Here is a 19,639-nt window from a genome sequence, read left to right as displayed (position 1 = left end):
CGCAGGATGAGCGCATGAGGATCTCCAGGGCATGATGGCCTCCGCATGATGACCTTCGGCCCGGTCGGCTTCGTGGTGCCCTGGCTGTTGCTGGCCCTGCCGGCCCTGCCGCTGATCTGGTGGCTGCTGCGGGTGACGCCGCCGGCGCCGCGGCGCCAGTCCTTTCCGGCGCTGCGCCTGCTGCGCGACCTGCCGGCGCCCGAGGAAACCCCGGCCCGCACGCCCTGGTGGCTGCTGGTCCTGCGCGTCCTGGCGGCGGCGCTGATCGTGCTGGGGCTGGCCCGCCCGGTCTGGGGGCCGGGGGCCGGGGCGGCGGGGGATGGCCCGCTGCTCGTGGTGGTGGATGATGGCTGGCCGGCGGGCGCCGACTGGCCCGCCCGCATCGCCGCCGCCCAGGCCGCGCTCGACGCGGCGGCGCGCGAAGGCCGCCGCGCCGCGCTGCTCGCCACCGCCCCGCCCGAGAATGCCGAGCCGATCCGCCCCACCGCTCTGATGCCGGCGGAGGAGCTGCGCCCCCGCCTCGCGGCGCTGCGGCCGAAGCCATGGGCACCCGACCGCGCCGCCGCGCTGGCCGCGCTGGAGGCCTGGCGACAGAACAATGCCGGTGGCTTCTCGGCGCTCTACCTCGCCGATGGCGTGGAGCATGCGGCGGAAGGCGATGGCTTCACCCCGCTGGCCCAGGCGCTGGCCGCTGCCGGCCCGCTCACCGTGGCGCGGGCCGAGGGGCGCCCCGCCCGCCTGCTGCTGCCGCCGCGCGCCGAGCCGGACCGGCTGCACCTCGCCCTGCGCCAGACCCCCGCCCCGGCGGCGGGGGAGGTGGCGGTGCTGGCCCGCACCGGCGATGGCCGCGCCCTGGCCCGCGCCGCCATCCCCCTGGCCGCCGGCGCGACGCAGGGCGAGGCTTCGCTGGACCTGCCGCTGGAGATCCGCAACCAGGTGACCCGGCTGGAGATCGAGGGCGAGGACACGGCCGGCGCCGCCGTGCTGCTGGACGAGCGTTTCCGCCGCCGCCCGGTGGGATTGATCGGCCCGTCCGAGCAGGGCGCCGTGACGCCGCTGATCGGGCCGCTCTTCTACCTGGACCGCGCCCTGGCCCCCTATGCCGAGCTGCGCCAGGGCAGCATCGAGCAGCTCCTGTCCCGCCAGCTGGCGGTGATGGTGTTGGCCGACCGCCCGGTGGCGGACGGGGCCGAGCGCGACGCCCTGGCCCGCTGGGTGGAGGGCGGAGGCACGCTGGTCCGCTTCGCCGGCCCCCGGCTGGCCGAGAACCCCGACCCGCTGCTGCCCGTCCGCCTGCGCGCCGGGGAGCGGCAGCTGGGTGGCGCCCTGTCCTGGGAACAGCCGCAGACCCTGGCCCCCTTCGCCGAGAACTCGCCCTTCGCCGGCCTCGTCCCCCCGGAGGAAGTCACGGTCGTGACCCAGGTGCTGGCGGAGCCGGGGCCGCTGCTCTCCGGCCGCAGCTGGGCGCGGCTGGCGGACGGCACGCCGCTGGTCACCGCCGAGGCACGCGGCGCCGGGCGGATCGTGCTGTTCCACGTCACCGCCAATGCCGAATGGTCGAACCTCCCCTTGTCCGGGCTGTTCATCGACATGTTGCGCCGCGTCGTGGCGCTGTCCTCCGGCGTGGCCGGAGCGGAAGGGGAGGCGCCGCTGGCACCGATCGAGACGATGGACGGCTTCGGGCGGCTCGGTCCCGCCCCGGGCGGCGCCGCCGCGATCCCCGCCAGCCGCCTGGCCGAGACCCGGCCCGGCCCGCGCCACCCGCCCGGCTGGTATGGCGTGCCGGGCGAAGGCGGGGAAAGGCGGGCGCTGAACCTGTCCGCCAGCCTGCCGCCGCCCCGCGCCGCCGCCGCCCCACCGCCGGGCAGCGCCCTGCTGGCCATCGGCGGCGTGCCGCAGGAGCGGGACCTCGGGCCCTGGCTGCTCGGCGCGGCGCTGCTGCTGCTGGCGGTGGACCTGCTGTTGTCCCTGATGCAGCGCGGGCTGCTCGGGCGCGGCGCGCGGGTGGCGGCGCTGCTGCCGCTGCTCTGGCTGGCGGCGCCGGCCGAAGCGCAGATCGCCGACCCGGCCGCCATGCCGCTGGCCACCCGCATCGGCTATGTCGCCAGCGGCGACCCGGCGGTGGACGACGCCGTCCGCATGGGGCTTCAAGGCCTGTCGGACTACGTCAACCGCCGCACCGCGGCCGCCCTGGCCGAGCCGGTGGCCGTGCGCCCCGGCCAGGACGACCTGTCCGTGCTGCCGCTGCTCTACTGGGCGGTGACGGTGCAGGCTGCGGATCAGGGCGCCGCCGCGCTGGAGGCGCTGAACGTCTATATGCGCCAGGGCGGCATCATCCTGTTCGACACCCGCGACGAAGGCTCGGGCGAGGGCTATTCCCCGGGGGCGCGCGAAGCCTTGCAGCGCCTGACCCGCGGCCTGGACATCCCGCCCCTGGCGCCGGTCTCGCCTGAGCATGTGCTGACCCGCGCCTTCTACCTGCTGCCGCCCGAGCTGCCCGGCCGCTTCGCCGGCGGCCAGGTCTGGGTGTCGCGCAACGAGGACCGGGCGAATGACAGCGTCAGCCCTGTCATCATCGGCGGGCATGACTGGGCCGGCGCCTGGGCGGTGGATGGGCGCGGCGTCAATCCCTTCGCCGCCATTCCGGGCGGCACGCGGCAGCGGACGCTGGCCTACCGCTTCGGCGTCAACCTCGTGATGTACGCGCTGACCGGCAACTACAAGGGCGACCAGGTGCATGTTCCGGCCATCCTGGAAAGGCTGGGGAATTGAGCGCCATGCCCGCATCCGGCCCGCGGCCGTAAAGGAGCGAACCCATGCGCCAGGCGATCGCCGGCCTCGATTTCGCCCCCATCCTGCCGCCCTGGCTGCTGCTGGCGCTGGGTGCGGTGGCGCTGCTGGCGCTGGGCGTGGCGCTGTGGCGCCGGGCGCGCGGCACCGGCTGGCGGGCGCTGTCCTTCGTCGTGCTCCTTCTGGCCCTGGCCAATCCGCGGCTGGTGGAGGAAACGCGGGAAATCCGCCCGGACATCGCCCTGCTGGTGCAGGACCGCAGCGATTCGGCGCGCATCGGCCCGCGCGCCGCGCAGCTCGACGCGGCGCGGCAGGCGATCGAGGAAGCAGCCTCCCGCATCCCCGACCTGGAATTGCGGGTGGTGGACCTGCCGGAAGGCGGGCAGCAGGGCACGCGGCTGTTTTCCGCCATCGACCGCGCGCTGGCGGACATTCCGCGCGCGCGCCTCGCGGGCGTGATCGCGCTGACCGACGGGCAGGCGCATGACGTGCCGGCGCAGCCTTCCTTCGAGGCGCCGTTGCACCTGGTGCTGCCGGGCCGCGCCGGGGAGACCGACCGCCGCATCCGTGTCATCGAGGCGCCGGGCTACGGCATCGTCGGCCGTGACGTCGAGCTGCGCGTGGCGGTGGAGGATCTGGGCGCCACCCAGCCCGGTGGTGCGGTGCGGCTGACGCTGCGCCGCGACGGCGCGCCGCCTCGCGTGGAAAGCGTGCCCGTTGGGCGGGAACACCGCATCACCCTGCCGGTGGAGCGGGGCGGCCCCTCCGTCATCGAGCTGACCGCCGAGGAGCGGCAGGGCGAGGTGTCGCCGCTCAACAACCGCGCGGTGGTGACGGTGAACGGCGTGCGCGACCGGCTGCGGGTGCTGCTGGTGTCCGGCGAGCCGCATTCGGGCGAGCGCACTTGGCGGCGGCTGCTGAAGGCCGACCCGAATGTGGACCTTGTCCATTTCACCATTCTCCGCCCGCCGGAGAAGGACGACCTGACGCCGCTGAACGAGCTGGCGCTGATCGCCTTCCCGGTGCGGGAGCTGTTCCAGGTGAAGCTGCGCGAATTCGACCTGATCGTGTTCGACCGCTTCTCCAATCGCGGCATCCTGCCGCCGCTTTACCTGCGTAACATCGCCGATTACGTCCGATCGGGCGGCGCGCTGCTGATGTCGGCGGGGCCGGAATTCATCGGCGCCGGCAGCCTGGCCGCCACGCCGCTGGGGCAGGTCCTGCCGGCCCGCCCCTTGTCCGGCCAGGCGGCGGTGGCGGAAGGCGCCTTCCGCCCGCATGTCACCGCGGCCGGCGCCCGCCATCCCGTCACCGAGGGGCTGTCCGGCGCCAACCAGGGCAATGCCCAGGCCTCCTGGGGCCATTGGTACCGCCACCTGCGGGCCGAGCCGCAAAGCGGCGTCACGGTGATGGACAGCCCGGATGGTGCGCCGCTGCTGCAGCTCGACCGGGTGGGGGAAGGACGTGTCGCCCTGCTGCTGTCGGACCAGATCTGGCTTTGGTCGCGCGGCCATGATGGCGGCGGGCCGCAGGCCGAGCTGCTGCGCCGCGCCGCCCACTGGCTGATGAAGGAGCCGGAACTGGAGGAGGAGGACCTGACGGCCCGCATCGAAGGCGGTATGCTGCAGGTCACGCGCCGCTCCGTCGAGGCGGGGCCGCCACCCGAGATCACCATCACCGCGCCGGACGGCACCACGCGCCGCGCCCGTGCCGAGGCCGGGCCGGGTGGCCGCTCCGTCCTGGCGCTGCCCGCGGGCCAGCCGGGCGTGTGGCAGGCCAGCGATGGCCGCCGCAGCGCCTTCGCCGCCGCCGCAGCAGCCAACCCGCCCGAGATGGCGGATCTGCGCGCCGATGCCGGGCGGGCCGCCGCCGTGACCGGGGCCACCGGCGGCAGCGCGCACTGGCTCGGCACCACGGAGCGTCCGGCGGTGCCGGAACTGCGCCGGGTCGCGGCCGGCCGCGACGCCGCCGGGGCGAGCTGGATCGGGCTGCGCCGCAACGAGGACCATCTGGTGACCGGCATCGCCGCCCTGCCGCTGCTGCCGCCCTGGCTGGCGCTGCCGCTGGTGCTGGGGCTGGCGCTGGTGGCCTGGCGCCGGGAAGGGCGCTGAGGCCGCGCCATGCCGGCGCGACCGCCACTTGGCCGCCATGTTCCGGCGCTTATCTGAGTGTTCCTGGAGGAATCTGATGATGCGCCGCCTGATGCTCGCCTTGCCTGTGGTGCTGGTCGCCGCCTGCGCCACCGGCCCGACCCTCGATCAGCAGCTTGCCACCTTTATCGGCCAAAGCGAGGGGGATGTGGTGGCGCGCCTGGGCGTGCCGGTGCGCACCTATGAGGTCGAGGGGCGGCGTTTCCTGCAGTTCGAGCAGCACCGCACCATCCTGCTTCCCGGCGATCCCTGGGGCTATGGCGGATGGTATCGCCGGCCATGGATGACGCCTTCCACCTATGCCGTGGAGCGCTGCGACCTGACCTTCACCCTGCGCGCCGGACGGGTCGAAAGCTATGCCGCGCGCGGCGAGGGCTGCCGCTGAGCACCTCGCCACGGTTCCCTTTCCGCCGGGTTCTGCTTTAAGAAGTCGCCATGCGCTCCTCCAGCACCGTTCCGCTCCTTGTTGCCGGCCTTCTGGGCCTGACCTCGCCCGTCCTGGCGCAATCGCCACTGGATGGCGGGCTGCGCGGGCCGATCACGCCGGATGCCCCGGCGGCGGCGGCCCGGCGGGATGCTCCGGCGCTGCCGGGCCTGGCCGCGCGCAGGACGCCGGCGCCGATCCCGGCCGAGCCCGGCCAGAACCTCGGGCCCAATGACGCGCTGTTCGACGCCATCGACCGGGGCGACCTGGGGGCCGCGCGGGACGCCATGGCGCGCGGCGCCGACCTCAACGCGCGCAATGCCCTGGGCCTGACGCCGCTGGAATCCTCGGTGGACCAGAGCCGCAGCGAGATCACCTTCTTCCTGTTGTCGAACCGGCCCATGGTGGTCGGGGCGCCGCCGCCGGCCCCGGCCAGCTCGGCGGCCGCGCGCAACGTGCCGCTGGCCGCGCCATCGCCGCAGATGATGCCCGGCCGCGCCGCCGCCGCGCCGCGCCCGGCGCCGCAGGCGGTGGCCCCTGCCCGGGCCGCCGATGGTGGAACGCCGCGCCCCGACAAGGGCTTCCTTGGCTTCGACGCGGGCCGCCCCAGCGGCGGGTGAACCCGCCGGGCCGCAACCAATGCGGCCGCCCCGGCCTTTCTTTCTGATGGCCGGCCCCCGCTCAGGGCGTCCTCGGTCGGCCGTAGCGGGAGAAGGAGCCGGATCATGGCCTCGCCACGGCTGCGTCGCGTCATGCTCTGGACCGGAGTGCCAGTGCTGGCCCTGGTGGTGCTGGTCGCGGTCTGGTCCTGGGCTTGGTTCATCCCGCTGGTCGAGCGGCAGGCCAGCGCGGCGCTGGGCCGGCCGGTCACCATCGGGGATCTCGATGTCGATCTGGGCCGGGTGACCGAGCTGGTGGTGGGCGATCTGCGGATCGCCAGCCCCGAAGGCTATCCGGACGACCAGCCCCTGGCCATCGTGCCGCGGCTCGCGGTGCGGATCGATGTGGCGGAGTTCATCCGCAGCCGCCGCATCGTGATCCCCGACATCACGGTTGACCAGCCGATGGTGAACCTAATCGCCCGGGCGGAGCGCGACAACAACTACACCTTCGGCAGCGGCCGCGCCGATGCGGACGGTCAGCCCCCCGCGGACGGCGCCCCGTCCGCCTTGCCGGAGATCGGCGCATTGCGCGTGCGGGACGGGCGGGTGCATGCGCAGCTGGCGCCGCTGCGCTCCGACATGCAGCTGCGGGTGGAAACGCGGGAGCCGGAAGGGCAGCCCGCCAGCCTCCACGTCACGGCGGAAGGCCGCTATGCCGACCAGCCGATCACGGGCGAGCTGGTGGGCGGCGCGGTGCTGTCCCTGCGGGACGAGAACAGCCCCTGGCCGATCCGGCTGAATCTCGCCAACGGGCCGACCGAGGTGGCGCTGGATGGCACGGTGAAGGACCCGCTGCGCTTCGGCGGCGCCAATATCCGGCTGGATTTCGCCGGCCCCGACGCCGCCCTGCTGACGCCGCTGACCGGGGTGCCGATCCCGGCCACGCCGCCCTATCGCCTCGCCGGAAAGCTCGACTACGCCGATGGCGCCATCCGTTTCAGCGACATCGACGGCAAGCTCGGCAACACCGATATCAACGGCACCATCGCCGTGGTGCCACGCGATCCGCGCCCGGTGGTGAATGCAACCCTGAAATCCCGCCGGGTGGATCTGGAGGATCTGGCGGGCTTCATCGGCGGCGCGCCGAAAGGCAAGCCGGAACCCGCGCCCAACCGTGGCCGGGTGCTGCCGGATACCAAAGTTAGCGTGCCGCGGCTGCAATTCGCCGATGTCCACCTGACCTATGACGCCGGTCAGATCCGCGGCCAGGCCATGCCGCTCGACAACATGCATGTGAAGCTCGACATCGTGGATGGCGCCATCGCCGTGCATCCGCTGCGCTTCGGCGTCGGCCAGGGCCGCATCGACAGCCAGTTCGACCTGTCCCCGGCGGGCGAGGCGCTGGCGCTGAAAGGCAAGGTGGATTTCCAGCGCGTCGACCTGTCGCGGCTGATGGGCGTGACGCCGATGGGCGAGGGGCAGGGCGCCATCGGCGGCAGCGCCCGGATCGAGACGCGGGGCCGCAGCCTCGCGGAAATGCTGGGGCAGGGCGATGGCGGGCTGACCCTCGCCATGGCGGGGGGCAACCTGTCCGCCCTGCTGGTGGACCTGTCGGGGCTGCAGATCGGCAACGCCATCCTTTCGGCGCTGGGCCTGCCGAGCCGCACCCGGGTGCAATGCTTCATCGCCGACATGGCGCTGCGCCGCGGCACGGTGTCCACCAGGACGATGCTGATCGACACCGAGGATTCGCTGATCTCCGGCCGCGGCGAGATCGACCTGAAGGCGGAGAAGCTCGACTACGCGCTGCGCACCGAGGCCAAGCATTTCACCGTGGGCTCCCTGCCCACCGACATCCTGCTGCGCGGCACCTTCAGCAACCCGGTGGTGCGGCCGGAGGTGCTGGAGCTGGGCGCCCGCGCCGGCGCCGCGGTGGGGCTCGGCATCATCGCCCTGCCGCTGGCCATCCTGCCCACCATCCAGCTTGGCATCGGCGAGGACAACCGGTGCGAGGGGCTGGTGCGCCGGGCCAAGTGAGGCCCGCCTTCCGAACCCCGCCGCCCGGTCATTGCGGGGCGCGCAGATGCTCCTGCAGCCGCGGCATCAGCTCCACCAGGTTGCAGGGCTTGTGCCGGGCATCGAGCTGGAAGCGCAGGATGTCGTCCCAGCCATCCTTCACCGCGCCGGAGGAGCCGGGCAGGGCGAACAGGTAGGTGCCGCCCGCCACGCCGCCGATGGCGCGGGACTGGATCGTCGAGGTGCCGATCTTCGCGTAGCTGAGCATGCGGAACAGCTCGCCGAAGCCCTCGATCCGCTTTTCCAGAACCCGGTCGAAGGCCTCAGGGGTCACGTCGCGGCCGGTGATGCCGGTGCCGCCGGTGGTGATGCCGACATCCACCGCCGGATCGGTGATCCAGCCGCGCAGCACCGCCTCGATCTCGCCCGCGTCATCGCGCACCAGGGCGCGGGAATGCAGCCGGTGGCCGGCGGCGGCGACCCGCTCGGCCAGGATCTGCCCGGATTTGTCGGTGTCCAGGTCGCGTGTGTCGGAAACCGTCAGCACCGCGATCGACACCGGGATGAAGGGAAGGGCTTCGTCGATCGGCATGGCGTGTCCTTTCGCTGCGGAAGGAGGGCATCTTCACCCTTCCGCGCGATTCCGCCAGACCGGGTGGCCCTAATCTTCCCCGGCCAGCCGGGTACAGCCGCGCCCGGCCCGCTTGGCGGCGTAAAGCGCGGCATCCGCCGCCTCGATCAGCGTTTCGGCTTCCCGCGGCCCGTCCAGCCCGGCATTGCTGGCGATGCCGGCGCTGAAGGACACGGTGAAGCGGGAACTGTCGGTCTCGAAGGGCAGGGCGGTGAAGCGCCGCCGCACCTGGTCGATGGCCGCCCGCGCCGCCTCCGCCTCCGTGCCCAGCAGCAGCACCGCGAACTCCTCGCCGCCATAGCGGCCGATCACGTCCGTGCGGCGCAGCCGCTTCTGCAGGCTGCGCGCCAGGGAGCGGATCACGCGGTCCCCCATCAGGTGGCCGTGCTGGTCGTTGATCTGCTTGAAATGGTCGAGGTCGAGCAGCGTCAGGCTGACAATGCCGCCTTCCCGCCGGCATCGCTGCAATTCCAGGCTCAGCCTTTCCTTGAAGCGGCCATGGTTGAGCAGCCCGGTGAGGCTGTCGCTTTCCATGATGGCGCGCAGCGCCCGCGCCCGCTCGGCCCGCAGCCGGACCACGGTGGCGAGCCGCCCCAGATCCACCGGCTTGACGATGAAATCGTCGCCCCCCAGCCGCCGCGCCTGGATCTGCCGCGCCGCATCCTGCTCGGCCGAAAGAAACAGCAACGGCAGCGACATGTGGCGCCGGGTCTGGCGGATCACCCGCGCCAGCTCGATGCCATCGATGTCGGGCATCTGCAGATCCATCAGCACCAGGTCGGGCGTGACGCTGGCGATGGCGTCCAGCACGCGGGAGGGGTCGCTGATGGAGGTCGCCTCCATGCCCGCCTGCCGCAGCGCCATGGCATAGGTTTCCGCCAGCACCACGTCGTCATCCACCACCAGGATGCTCAGGCTGGCTTCGCGGCGATGGCCGGCGAACTGATCGAGCCAGTCGGCCAGCTCGTTGGTTTCCAGCGGCTTGGGGACGATGGCGTTCACCCCGGCGCGGGCGGCGGCCAGCCGGGCCTCGAAGCCGGTTTCCTCCGACAGCAGGATCACGGGGCAGCGCGTGGCGAGGCCACGGGCGATCCGCAGCGCATCCGGCAGCGCCGCGTCCAGCACGGCCGTGGCCATGCGCTGCTCCGGGGGAGGCAGCGCCTCGCCGCGCAGCACGGCATAGCCCAGATTGCTGATCAGCGCGGCGAGGCCGGGCTGCACGGCCTCGTCGGCGCAGACCAGCACCGGGTCGGCGGCCTCGCCGGGCGCGGTGAGGGCCGGCGGCGGCTCGTCGATCGCGCCGGTGCCGGCTTCCAGCGCGGCGGTCAGGGCGGCGACCAGCTTGTGCGCCTGGTTCACCCTTTCCCCATCCGGGACGGCGCTGTCGGCGAGGCCGGTCAGCACCAGCTCCAGCGGCGCCGCGGCGGCGGACAGGGCGGGGAAGCCGAAGGTGCCGCCGGCCCCGGCCAGGCGATGCGCGCCCGAGGCCAGCTCGCTGATGCCGGCGCGGGTGGCGGCGTCCCAGGGGCGGAGGGTCAGGGCCTTCCAGGCGGTGGTCAGGTCGGCGACGCGCTCGGCCAGGCGGCGCACGCCATCGGCCCGCATGCGCCGCAGCGCATCCCGGGCCTCGGCTTCCATGGAGGCCGAATCAATCATGGCGCCGCTCCCAGATGGCACGCACGCTGGCGGAAAGGGTCATCGGATCGAAGGGCTTCGAGATCACGTCCAGGCCACCCAGCGCCTTGTAGCGCTCCACCTCCTGCGGCTGCACCTTGGCGGTCATGAAGATCGCCGGCACGGCGCCGAGCCCGGGCAGGGCGCGCAGCCGTCCCAGCGTGGTCGGGCCATCCATGCCGGGCATCATCACATCCAGCAGGAAAAGCTGCGGCGCGAAGCCCGGCGCCTTGTTCAGCGCCTCCTGGCCGGAGGCGCAGGCTTCCAGGGTGAAGCGGCCCACCGCCTTCAGCGCGAAGCCGGCCAGGGTGCGGATATCGGCATCGTCCTCGACGTAAAGGACGCGCTCCAGCGTGATGCTCATTCCGCGGCCTCCGCCCGGCTCGGCCGCGCCTCGATCAGGTGGCGGATGGTGTGGTGCAGGGTTTCGTTCTCCGTGCGGCTTTTCACCAGGGCGGCCGCGACGCTGCTCGCGGTCTGCGCATCGGGGTCGCTGGCCGAGAAGATCAACACGGGTGGCGGCGGGTGCAAGGCGCGGATGTCCGGCAGCAGTTCCAGCCCGCTGCCATCGGGCAGGCCGAGATCGATCACCACAAGGGCGAAGCGGGCATCCCCGGCCAGCGCCGCCCGCGCCTCGGCCAGGTTGCGCGCCGGGACCATCCGGGCCTCGTCGCCCATCACGGCGGCCACCACACGCCGGATATCGTCGTCATCCTCCACATGCAGGATGTCGGCCGGGCCGCCGCTGGCGCACAGCGCCTGCCGCAGCGCGTCGCGCAGCCGGCCCTGGTCGATCGGCTTGTCCAGCCAGTCCGCGACACCCACGGCATCCCCGCTCAGGCTGCGGCGCCCGTCATCGGCGGTGGCGGAAATCACCACCACTGGCAGGGTGCGGCCATCGGGGCGCTGGCGCAGGCGGCGGAACAGGGAGATGCCGTCCTCGTCGGGCAGCATCAGGTCCAGCGTCAGGGCATCAAAGGATTCGCGGTCCAGCGCGGCGAAGGCCTCGGCCGCGTTGCCGGCGATGCAGCCATCCCAGCCATCCCGGTCGAGCAGCATGCACAGCAGCCGCGCCACATCGGCATCGTCCTCGATGATCAGCACGCGGCGGCGGCGGCCCGGCTCCCCGGACGGCACACGCGCGGGCTCCACCAGCCGGGGCAGGGTGAAGAAGAAGACGGTGCCGCCGCCTTCGGCCTCCCCGAAGCCGACCTGGCCGCCATGGTGCTCCACGATGGCGCGGCTGATCGACAGGCCGAGGCCGGTGCCGCCCTTCTGGCGCACATCGGAGGAATCCGCCTGGGCGAAGCGCTGGAAGATGCGGGGGCGGAACTCGGCCGGGATGCCCGGGCCATGGTCGCGCACCCGGAAGGTGGCGTTGCCGGAATCCACCTCCAGCGAAACCTCCACCACGCCGCCGGCCGGCGAGAACTTGGCGGCGTTGGACAGGAGGTTGGCCAGAACCTGCTGGATGCGCTGGACATCGGCATACACGGCCGTGTCGGTGGCCTGCCGGATCTCGAAGCGCACGCCGAATTCCTCGCCATAGGCGCGGTTGGCGGTGACCGCCTGCTCCAGCAGCTGGCGGGCGGAAACACGCTCGCGGCGGAATTCCAGCCGGCCGGCCTCGATCTTCTCGATGTCGAGGATGTCGTTGACCAGCAACGCCAGCCGCTCGGAATTCTTTTGCGCGATGTCGAGCATTTCGCGCGCCTGCTCCGGCAGGGGGCCGGTCGCGCCGCCGGTGACCAGCCCGAGCGCGGCGCGGATCGAGGTCAGCGGCGTGCGCAGCTCATGGCTGACGGTGGAGATGAACTCGTTTTTCATCTCGTTCAGGCGGCGCCGCTCGGAAATGTCCCGCAGCACGCACACGCAGCCCGCCTCGCCATCCTGCTCGTACCGGCCGACCGACAACTCGGCCGGGAAGCTGGAGCCATCCACGCGGCAGGCCTGGACCTCGCCCTGGCTCCGGCCGAAGACGGGGATCAGCGTTTGCACCGGGCAGCCCAGCAATTGCCCGAGCGGCTGGCGGAACTGCTCGGCGGCGGCGTTGTTGGCCAGGCGGATGCGGTTCGCGCCATCCACCAGCAGGATCGGGTCCCGCGCATGGTCCAGGATGGATTGCAGCCGGCTGCGGCTGGCAGACAGGGTGGCGTTGTCCGCTTCGGCGGCGCGTTTTGACGCTTCCAGGAAGGCATAGCGGGCGGCGTTGCTCTGCTGGTAGCGGTGCAGCAGCCAGAGCAAGCCGATACCCAGCAGCAGGGTGACGCCGAACAGCCCCGCCATGATCAGGCGCGCCTGCTCGGCCCGGCCGGAATAGGCCTGGTTGACCTGGGCGAGGTGGTTGCGCTCCCAGGTGGTCATGCGCTCGATCAGCTGAAGCAGCCCCTGCCGCTCGGCGGCGCTTTCGCGTACCAGCATGGGAAGGTCGAGGCCCACATCGCCGCGGCCGGCATAGCGCATGGTTTGTTCCAGCCGTGTCATCATGGCGGAGGAACGGCGGGCAAGCGTCTCGACCGTGGCGGCCTGCTCCGGCACTTCCCGGACTTCCTCCCGCAGGCGGACGAGCCCGGCCTGCAACTGGGCGCTTGTCTGGTAGTAGCGCTCGCGGGAAGGGCCGGGGTCGCCGTACAGCATCAGGTTCCGCGACACCACGGCCTGGAACAGCATGCCGCGCAGGTCGAGCAGCAACTCCACGACTTCCTGGCTTTGCGCCACGGCGAGGCGCTGCACCTTGGCGTCCTCCATGACGCGCAGCGCCAGCGTGCCGCCGCCGCCGAACAGGCCCAGCAGCAATGCCGCCACACCCAGGGTGAGAGGACCGAAGCGACCATGCGAAGTTGCCATTGTCCCCCCTGAGCTTTTCCCGAAGTGGAATTGGCGCGGGGCAATTCTCCCCTGCCGGCCATAAAGCCGGCCTGAGAGCAATTCACACTTCTATGATCTCAATGCAACCACGATCATTCGATTGCATTGAATCGCGCAGGAGTAGAGGGCGGCAATGCGCCCTCCCGTTCAGCGGGCGGCGGTTCGGGTGGCGCCACGCGGCGCCTCGGGGCGCAGAGTCGTGATGGCGGCGGCGCCCCGGAAGCGCGGGAACTCGCCCTGCGCCATGTCGTCCAGACTCGGCGAAGGCAGGCCGAGGCGGCTGGCATAGATCCAGGAATAGCTCAGCACGCGCTGCACGAAGTGGCGCGTCTCGGCCACCGGGATCGATTCGATGAACAGAAAGGGATCGTCCTGATGCCGCACATTGGGTGCCCAGCGGCCGACATTGCCGGGCCCGTTGTTGTAGGCGGCCAGCAGCCGGATCAGGTTGCCGTCCACCACCTCCCGCGCGGTCAGGTGGTGCAGGTAGCGCTGGGCCAGATCCAGCGACAGGGCGGGATCATGCAGTCGCCGCACGCCCGAGCCGTTCAGGCTGTTATCGCCGGAGATATAGGCGGCGGTGGCGGGCATGATCTGCATCAGCCCGCGCGCCCCGGCCGGCGACACCGCCTTGGGGTCGAACCGGGATTCCTGCAGCGCCAGGCCATAAAGCAGCGCCGGGTCCACCTGGAAGCCGCCCGCGGGTTTCAGCGGCGGCAGCGGGAAGCGGTCGTAATCACGCGGGCGGCCGTCATTGGTCTGCACCAGTCCGGCAACCTGGGCCGCGAGGTCGGTCAGCCCGGCCTGGCTGGCCACCGTCAGCACCGCGCGGAGCAGGGAAGGATTGCCCTTGGCGATCGGCCAAAGCCGGCGCAACTCGCGCTCGGCCCGCTCACCCTGGCCGATCTGCAGAAGGGCCAGCGCACGCCAGCCCGCGGCTGTTTCGGCCAGCACGGCGCCATCGGCGGCGCCGGCGGTGTCGCGCTCCCAGGCGAAGCCTGGGCTGAGGCCCAGCACGCGGCGGGCGATCAATCCGTAGAAGGTGCGCGGCTCCTGCGCCGCCTGCAGCATCCAGGGCACATAAAGCTGCGGCCGGCGGGTGCGGATGGCGGCACGCGCCGTCCAGAAGGCCGCGGCGGCGCGCAGGGCGGGCGTGGTGCCTTCGGCGCGCGCGGCGGCCTCGAACTGCCCCAGGGCCAGCTCGGGCCGGCCACTGCCCCAGGCCGCCAGGCCCGCCAGATAGGCCGGCTGCGCCAGATGCGGGTTGCGCCGGGCGAGCCTGGCGGCGAGGCGATAGGCTTCCTCGTCCTGCCCGGCCTGGAACCTGGCCCGCGCCGCCTCGACGCCGCTCACCGCGTCGCGGCTGGCACTGGCCGGGGTGGTGGCATTGTCTTCCGGCGCGAGCTCGATATCGGCCGGCAAGGATTCGTCGATCGGCGCTGGCGGCTGCGGCGCGTCCTTGGGCAGGCGGTGGCGCAGCATCTCATGCACCGCGCCGGCATCGGGCAGGTCGGAATGGCGCAGCAGCCAATCATGCAGCGCGGCCAGGTCCGGCGGCGGTGCGCCCGGGCGCTGCCACCGATCGGCCAGCACATGGCCGAGCAGCCGCCGGTCCTCCAGGCGCCGCGTCTCGGCCTCGGCGGCGGCGAAGTCGCCACGCTGTTGCAGCGCGAAGATCTGCGCCAGCCGCGCCGCGTCGGAGGGCGCGAGCGGTTGCGGCAGACCGGGCACGCCGCCGAGGGCGGGACGCGGAATGCTCATGGCCTGTTCCACAAGGCCTGACGAATCGGAAAGGGCCGTGGAATGGCTGGCCCGCTCCAGGGTGACGGTCTCTCCGGCCCGTTGCGCCATGGCCGGGACCTGAGCCCCGACGCACAGCGACGCCGCCCATCCCAGGCCAAAGGCCAGGGCGGGTGTGCGAAGGGCCATGGTGCAGATCGCTCTCATGGCAATTCAGGCGTTAACGAGCCATGCCGGATGGGGCAACTTCAAAGGGAGAGACGAATCCCGAATTTTTGGACGGCTTCATGGGATTCCAGGCGCTTATAGCCTTCGGTTGCATCACGAAACCGTTATGCCGGATGAGTTGATAGAGGATGGCCATCCAGTGCGCGGCGCAGCAACAGCAGGTCGGCCCAGGCATCCCGCTTGGCCGCCGGATTGCGGAGAAGATAGGCCGGGTGCCAGCTTGCCATCGCGGGCGTGGCCGGGATTTCCAGGGTGTCGTCGCCAGGCAACTCGTGCCAGCGGCCCCGCAGCCGGGTGATGCCTTCCCGCCGCCGCAGCAACGCCTTGGCCGAAACGCCTCCCAGCATCAGGACGTGCCGGGGGCGGACCAGGGCAATGTGGCGTATCACCATGGGGAGGAACAGGTTGACCTCGGCATCCGTCGGGTTGCGGTTGCCGGGGGGGCGCCAGGGCAGGATGTTGGTGATGTAGACCGCCTGCGCCGGGTTCTGCTGCGTCCGGTCCAGCCCGATGCTGGCCAGCATCCGGTCGAGCAACTGGCCCGATGCACCCACAAAGGGCCGCCCCAGGCGATCCTCCTCCGCCCCCGGGGCCTCGCCGATGAGCATCAGCGGCGAGGCGGGATTGCCATCGGCGAAAACCAGGTTGGTGGCGGTGTCCCGCAGCGGGGTTTCCAGGCCGCGCACCGCTTCCCGCAGCGCTTCCAGGCTGCCGGCGGCGGCGGCCAGGGCATGGGTGTCGCGCAGCGCGGGGATCAGGGCCGGCGCCATGGGCGGCGGGGCGCGCCGTGCCGCCGCCGCGCGGGCGGGAGCCGGCTGCGCGGGAGCGGCACCCGGCGCGGCTGCCGCTTCCGGGGCCTGGCGTTCCGGGGTGGCGGCCAGCCGGTCCAGCGGCGCGTCCAGCAGGGCTTCGTCGGCGCCCCATTCCAGTTGCAGCCGCAGCGCCGCCAGAAGGATGGCCGATGACGGCTCGGATTGCGGGAGGGGGGGCTGCGCGGCGATCATCTCGGCCCAGATATCAGGGCGGTGAAGGGTTCCGCGCAAGCACCGATCAGGCTAAGGCCGGATAGGGAAAGTGGTCTGCTGCTTCGCACAACCATGGGAGAGGAACAAAGCGTGAGTGAACGCGAGAGCATGGAATTCGATGTGCTGGTGGTCGGTGCCGGCCCATCCGGCCTGGCGGCGGCGATCCGGCTGAAGCAGCTCTCGCCGGAAACCTCCGTTTGCGTGGTGGAGAAGGGTTCCGAGGTCGGCGCGCACATCCTGTCCGGCGCGGTGATCGAGCCCCGCGCGCTGGACGAACTGATCCCCGACTGGCGGGACGATCCGCCGGAGCTGGCGACACCGGCCGCCGAGGACAGCTTCATGTTCCTCACGGAAGCCAAGGCCTACAAGCTGCCGACGCCGCCGCAGATGCACAACCACGGCAATTACGTGGTGAGCCTCGGCAATCTGTGCCGCTGGCTCGGCGCCCGGGCGGAAGCGCTGGGGGTGGAGATCTATCCGGGCTTCGCCGCGTCCGAGACCATTATCGACAATGGCGTGGTGAAGGGTGTCGTCGCCGGGGTGATGGGAATCACCCGGGAAGGCGAGCAGGGACCGAACTACCAGCCCGGCATGGAACTGCGCGCCCGCTACACCCTGTTCGGCGAAGGCTGCCGCGGCTCCCTCACCAAGAAGCTGGAAGCGCTCTACGGCCTGCGCGAGGGGGTGCAGCCGCAGACCTACGCGCTCGGCATCAAGGAGCTGTGGGAAATCCCCAAGGAGCACCATACGCCGGGCAAGATCTGGCACTCGGTGGGCTGGCCGCTGAGCAGCGACACCTATGGCGGCGCCTGGCTGTACATGCTGGGCGAGAACCTGGTGTCGGTGGGCTTCGTGGTGGGGCTCGACTACCCCAACACCTGGTTGTCCCCCTTCGAGGAGATGCAGCGCTTCAAGACCCATCCCGAGGTCCGGAAGATGCTGGAAGGGGGCAAGCGCATCGCCTATGGCGCCCGCGCCCTGAACGAGGGCGGGCTGCAATCCATTCCGCGCCTGGCCTTTCCGGGCGGCGCGTTGATCGGCGACGGGGCCGGCTTCCTCAACGTGCCCAAGATCAAGGGCACCCACACCGCCATGAAGTCCGGCATGCTGGCCGCCGAGGCCGCCGCCGCCGCCATGGCGCAGGACGCGCCGCCGCCGGTGCTGTCCGCCTATCCCGAGGCGCTGCGCCAGAGCTGGGTGTGGGAGGAGCTGACGGCGGTGCGCAACATCCGCCCCGGCTTCGCCAAGTGGGGGCTGTATGGCGGCATGGTGAACGCCGCGCTCGACACCTATGTGTTCCGCGGCAAGGCGCCCTGGACGCTGTCGCACCATGCCGACCACAGCGCCACCAAATCCGCCAACAACAGCCGCCGCATCCCCTACCCGAAGCCGGACGGCAAGCTGACCTTCGACCGGCTGTCCTCGGTGTTCCTGTCCAACACCAACCATGAGGAAGACCAGCCGCCGCATCTGGTGCTGAAGGACCCGTCCGCCTGGAAGGGCGTCAACTGGGACATCTATCGCGCGCCCGAAAGCCGCTACTGCCCCGCCGGGGTTTATGAGGCGGTGGGCGTCGAGGAAGGCCAGCCCAGGCTGGTGATCAACGCGCAGAACTGCGTCCACTGCAAGACCTGCGACATCAAGGACCCGTCGCAGAACATCGACTGGAAGACGCCGGAGGGAGCGGGCGGGCCGAACTATATCGGCGGGATGTGAAGGGCCCTTGCTGCCCCCGGTGGCATGAGGCGGCTGGCGGAAATGGCCCGCCGCCTCATCAAATGCTTTGGCGCATGGCGTGAGAAGCCACAAAAGCGGAAAAAATATGGCAAAGCCGGGTAGGAATGCTGCCCCCGGCGCCTGTATGTATCCTTTATTCATAACTAAATAAGATTCTGACGTCAGTCTGACGGCAGCCTAGTACCGTGCCCACGCCATGGCGGGGTCTGCCAGTCTTCGGCGGGCCGCTCTTCACCTCGATGAAGTCTGAGTCCTGTTTCGCATGAACATCTCCGTCTCGCCCGCCGATCTCATGCCCGGTGATCCCGCGCATACCGATCCCAATACCATCTGGCTGCACCCTGCCTTCTGCCGCCTGGGCCTGCCCCTGCTGCCTGCGCAGGGAAGCTGGCAGCGCGGGGCGGATGGCGTGGAGATCGCACTGGAAGCCGCGGAAGATCAGCCGGTTCCTTCCGGCTGGTGCCTGCGCCTGCTGCTGATGCATCTCTGCGACAGCGCCGTGCGCGGGGGTGATGCCGCGGTTGAGCTTGGCGCCGATCTGGAGGCCCTGGCCACCCGCCTCGGCGTGCCGGCCACGGCGCCGGTGCTGGAGGAGGTGCGCACCCAGCTGGAACGGCTGCTGCAGGCACGCCTCACCGTGGCCGAGGACGGGCAGGCGCCGATCGGCGTGCTGGACGCGCGCGGCCGTGGGCGGCAGGCCGCCTGGCGGCCCCGCCTCCGCCTCAATGCGCGCTTCCTGGCCAGCCTGCTGCGCCAGGCCATCCCGCTGGACCGCCGCGTCGTCGCCACCCTGGCGGCCGAGCCGCTGGCCCTGGACGCGCATGGCTGGATCCGCAGCCTGCGCCAGTCCCAGGCCGCCGGCACCACCACGACCACCAGCTGGGACGGCCTGTGGCAGCGCTTCGGTGCGCCCGGGCAGGACATGCCCGCCTTCCGCGCCGCCTTCGAGGATGCGCTGCGCATGGTCTTCGCGCTGGACTTCTCCATTTCCCTGGCGGCGGACGAGGAAGGCGTGACAGTCGGCGAGGCGGCGCCTTCAGCCACTGCCGAGGCCGCGCCAGCCGCCGAGGCGCCTGCTGCCCCGGCGGCCCCTCCCGCACCGTCCCCCTCGCTGTCTCCTGCGCCCACCCCTGCCGCCGCTCCGGCAGCCGCGCCGCCACCTCCGCCGCCCGCCGCCCCGGCCGGGCGGGCCACGCCGCCGGCCGCCGATGGCGCCGCGTCGCAGCCGCGCCGGCTGGGCGACAATGTCAGCCTTCGCCAGTCCTTGACCGGCCTGCCCGTGGTGGTGTGGCTGCGCCGCGGCACGGGCGCGGAGCCGCCGGTGATCGGCGTCACGCCCGGGCCCCGGATGGAGCAGGACCGCCTCACCGTGCTGTTGCTGGAGCCGATGCTGATGCAGGTCAGCGGCGGGCTCAACCAGCGCGAATTCGACCTGGTCTCCTCCTGGGTGGCCATCAACCGGGACCTGATCGACCAGTTCTGGGAAGGCGCGCTGGACAGCTTCGAGGCAGTCGCCAGCCGGGTGCGCAAGGCGCCGGCCACCAACTGGCGCCTGGCCTGAGGCCAGGGCCCCCGGGGCTGGAACTCCTGAAAGGCGGCGGCGCCCTGCCGCCCCGGCGTGAAGCGCGTGTCAGCCCGCCGGCCGGAGGGAGCGGCAAGGGCGTGACCCCGCCGCGCGGCCCTGGAAATGGCCGCGCGAATCCCCGGGCCGCCGCCCATGGGCGCGCGGAAGCGTTTCCCGCAAACGCGAAAAG

The 19,639-nt window shown here is 71.9% G+C and carries 13 protein-coding genes; 7 read left to right on the top strand and 6 right to left on the bottom strand.

Annotation, left to right across the window (positions count from 1 at the left end):
• Positions 1-45: 45 nt before the first annotated feature.
• The 5 genes from F0Q34_RS09375 to F0Q34_RS09355 all read left to right on the top strand — a co-directional run bounded on the left by F0Q34_RS09375 (position 46) and on the right by F0Q34_RS09355 (position 8,003).
• Entirely contained in the window at positions 46-2,772 is a 2,727-nt protein-coding gene (locus F0Q34_RS09375; protein ID WP_174242018.1) for a DUF4159 domain-containing protein, read from the top strand.
• A gap of 44 nt (positions 2,773-2,816) precedes the next feature.
• The gene (locus F0Q34_RS09370) at positions 2,817-4,901 is read left to right on the top strand and encodes a hypothetical protein (protein WP_149811945.1); all 2,085 of its coding nucleotides are present in this window, start codon (positions 2,817-2,819) and stop codon (positions 4,899-4,901) included.
• A gap of 76 nt (positions 4,902-4,977) precedes the next feature.
• Positions 4,978-5,325 carry a hypothetical protein gene (locus tag F0Q34_RS09365; RefSeq protein ID WP_149811944.1) on the top strand — a complete coding sequence of 116 codons (348 nt, stop codon included), beginning with the start codon at positions 4,978-4,980 and terminating at the stop codon, positions 5,323-5,325.
• 50 nt (positions 5,326-5,375) lie between these two features.
• Entirely contained in the window at positions 5,376-5,984 is a 609-nt protein-coding gene (locus F0Q34_RS09360) for an ankyrin repeat domain-containing protein (protein ID WP_149811943.1), read from the top strand.
• 105 nt (positions 5,985-6,089) lie between these two features.
• On the top strand, positions 6,090-8,003 hold the full coding sequence (locus F0Q34_RS09355) for an AsmA family protein (protein ID WP_149811942.1): 1,914 nt from the start codon (positions 6,090-6,092) through the stop codon (positions 8,001-8,003).
• A gap of 28 nt (positions 8,004-8,031) precedes the next feature.
• Here F0Q34_RS09355 and moaB read toward each other — a convergent pair whose 3' ends face one another.
• The 6 genes from moaB to F0Q34_RS09325 form a co-directional block, all read right to left on the bottom strand.
• The gene (moaB, locus tag F0Q34_RS09350) at positions 8,032-8,574 is read right to left on the bottom strand and encodes a molybdenum cofactor biosynthesis protein B (protein WP_149811941.1); all 543 of its coding nucleotides are present in this window, start codon (positions 8,572-8,574) and stop codon (positions 8,032-8,034) included.
• A gap of 69 nt (positions 8,575-8,643) precedes the next feature.
• Positions 8,644-10,269 carry a diguanylate cyclase gene (locus F0Q34_RS09345; RefSeq protein ID WP_149811940.1) on the bottom strand — a complete coding sequence of 542 codons (1,626 nt, stop codon included), beginning with the start codon at positions 10,267-10,269 and terminating at the stop codon, positions 8,644-8,646.
• Positions 10,262-10,651: a response regulator gene (locus tag F0Q34_RS09340; RefSeq protein ID WP_149811939.1), complete on the bottom strand. Its 390-nt coding sequence runs from the start codon at positions 10,649-10,651 to the stop codon at positions 10,262-10,264. Before F0Q34_RS09340 ends, F0Q34_RS09345 begins: the two co-directional genes overlap by 8 nt.
• Complete coding sequence (locus F0Q34_RS09335; protein WP_149811938.1) at positions 10,648-13,134, bottom strand: ATP-binding protein; 2,487 nt, start codon at positions 13,132-13,134, stop codon at positions 10,648-10,650. Before F0Q34_RS09335 ends, F0Q34_RS09340 begins: the two co-directional genes overlap by 4 nt.
• A 168-nt stretch (positions 13,135-13,302) precedes the next feature.
• Entirely contained in the window at positions 13,303-15,084 is a 1,782-nt protein-coding gene (locus tag F0Q34_RS09330) for a lytic transglycosylase domain-containing protein (protein ID WP_241665408.1), read from the bottom strand.
• A gap of 143 nt (positions 15,085-15,227) precedes the next feature.
• Complete coding sequence (locus F0Q34_RS09325) at positions 15,228-16,166, bottom strand: uracil-DNA glycosylase (protein ID WP_241665407.1); 939 nt, start codon at positions 16,164-16,166, stop codon at positions 15,228-15,230.
• 90 nt (positions 16,167-16,256) lie between these two features.
• Between F0Q34_RS09325 and F0Q34_RS09320 the strand changes: the two genes are divergently transcribed.
• Together F0Q34_RS09320 and F0Q34_RS09315 are read left to right on the top strand one after the other, a co-directional pair.
• A complete protein-coding gene (locus F0Q34_RS09320; RefSeq protein WP_370751191.1) occupies positions 16,257-17,864 on the top strand; it encodes an electron transfer flavoprotein-ubiquinone oxidoreductase in 1,608 nt (535 codons plus the stop codon).
• 283 nt (positions 17,865-18,147) lie between these two features.
• Entirely contained in the window at positions 18,148-19,446 is a 1,299-nt protein-coding gene (locus F0Q34_RS09315) for a replication initiation protein (protein WP_149811935.1), read from the top strand.
• Positions 19,447-19,639: the final 193 nt, after the last annotated feature.

Origin of the sequence: Teichococcus oryzae (assembly GCF_008386565.1) — a bacterium.
GTDB lineage: Bacteria > Pseudomonadota > Alphaproteobacteria > Acetobacterales > Acetobacteraceae > Pseudoroseomonas > Pseudoroseomonas oryzae.
Note: the sequence above shows the minus strand (reverse complement) of the source record. Positions and strands in the feature narration are given on the sequence as shown.

Bases quoted from the DNA above. Each gene is read 5' to 3' on its own strand.
- F0Q34_RS09375 (WP_174242018.1), top strand. From the start codon at position 46: ATGATGACCTTCGGCCCGGTCGGCTTCGTGGTGCCCTGGCTGTTGCTG.
- F0Q34_RS09370 (WP_149811945.1), top strand. From the start codon at position 2,817: ATGCGCCAGGCGATCGCCGGCCTCGATTTCGCCCCCATCCTGCCGCCC.
- F0Q34_RS09365 (WP_149811944.1), top strand. From the start codon at position 4,978: ATGATGCGCCGCCTGATGCTCGCCTTGCCTGTGGTGCTGGTCGCCGCC.
- F0Q34_RS09360 (WP_149811943.1), top strand. From the start codon at position 5,376: ATGCGCTCCTCCAGCACCGTTCCGCTCCTTGTTGCCGGCCTTCTGGGC.
- F0Q34_RS09355 (WP_149811942.1), top strand. From the start codon at position 6,090: ATGGCCTCGCCACGGCTGCGTCGCGTCATGCTCTGGACCGGAGTGCCA.
- moaB (WP_149811941.1), bottom strand. From the start codon at position 8,574: ATGCCGATCGACGAAGCCCTTCCCTTCATCCCGGTGTCGATCGCGGTG.
- F0Q34_RS09345 (WP_149811940.1), bottom strand. From the start codon at position 10,269: ATGATTGATTCGGCCTCCATGGAAGCCGAGGCCCGGGATGCGCTGCGG.
- F0Q34_RS09340 (WP_149811939.1), bottom strand. From the start codon at position 10,651: ATGAGCATCACGCTGGAGCGCGTCCTTTACGTCGAGGACGATGCCGAT.
- F0Q34_RS09335 (WP_149811938.1), bottom strand. From the start codon at position 13,134: ATGGCAACTTCGCATGGTCGCTTCGGTCCTCTCACCCTGGGTGTGGCG.
- F0Q34_RS09330 (WP_241665408.1), bottom strand. From the start codon at position 15,084: ATGGCCCTTCGCACACCCGCCCTGGCCTTTGGCCTGGGATGGGCGGCG.
- F0Q34_RS09320 (WP_370751191.1), top strand. From the start codon at position 16,257: ATGGAATTCGATGTGCTGGTGGTCGGTGCCGGCCCATCCGGCCTGGCG.
- F0Q34_RS09315 (WP_149811935.1), top strand. From the start codon at position 18,148: ATGAACATCTCCGTCTCGCCCGCCGATCTCATGCCCGGTGATCCCGCG.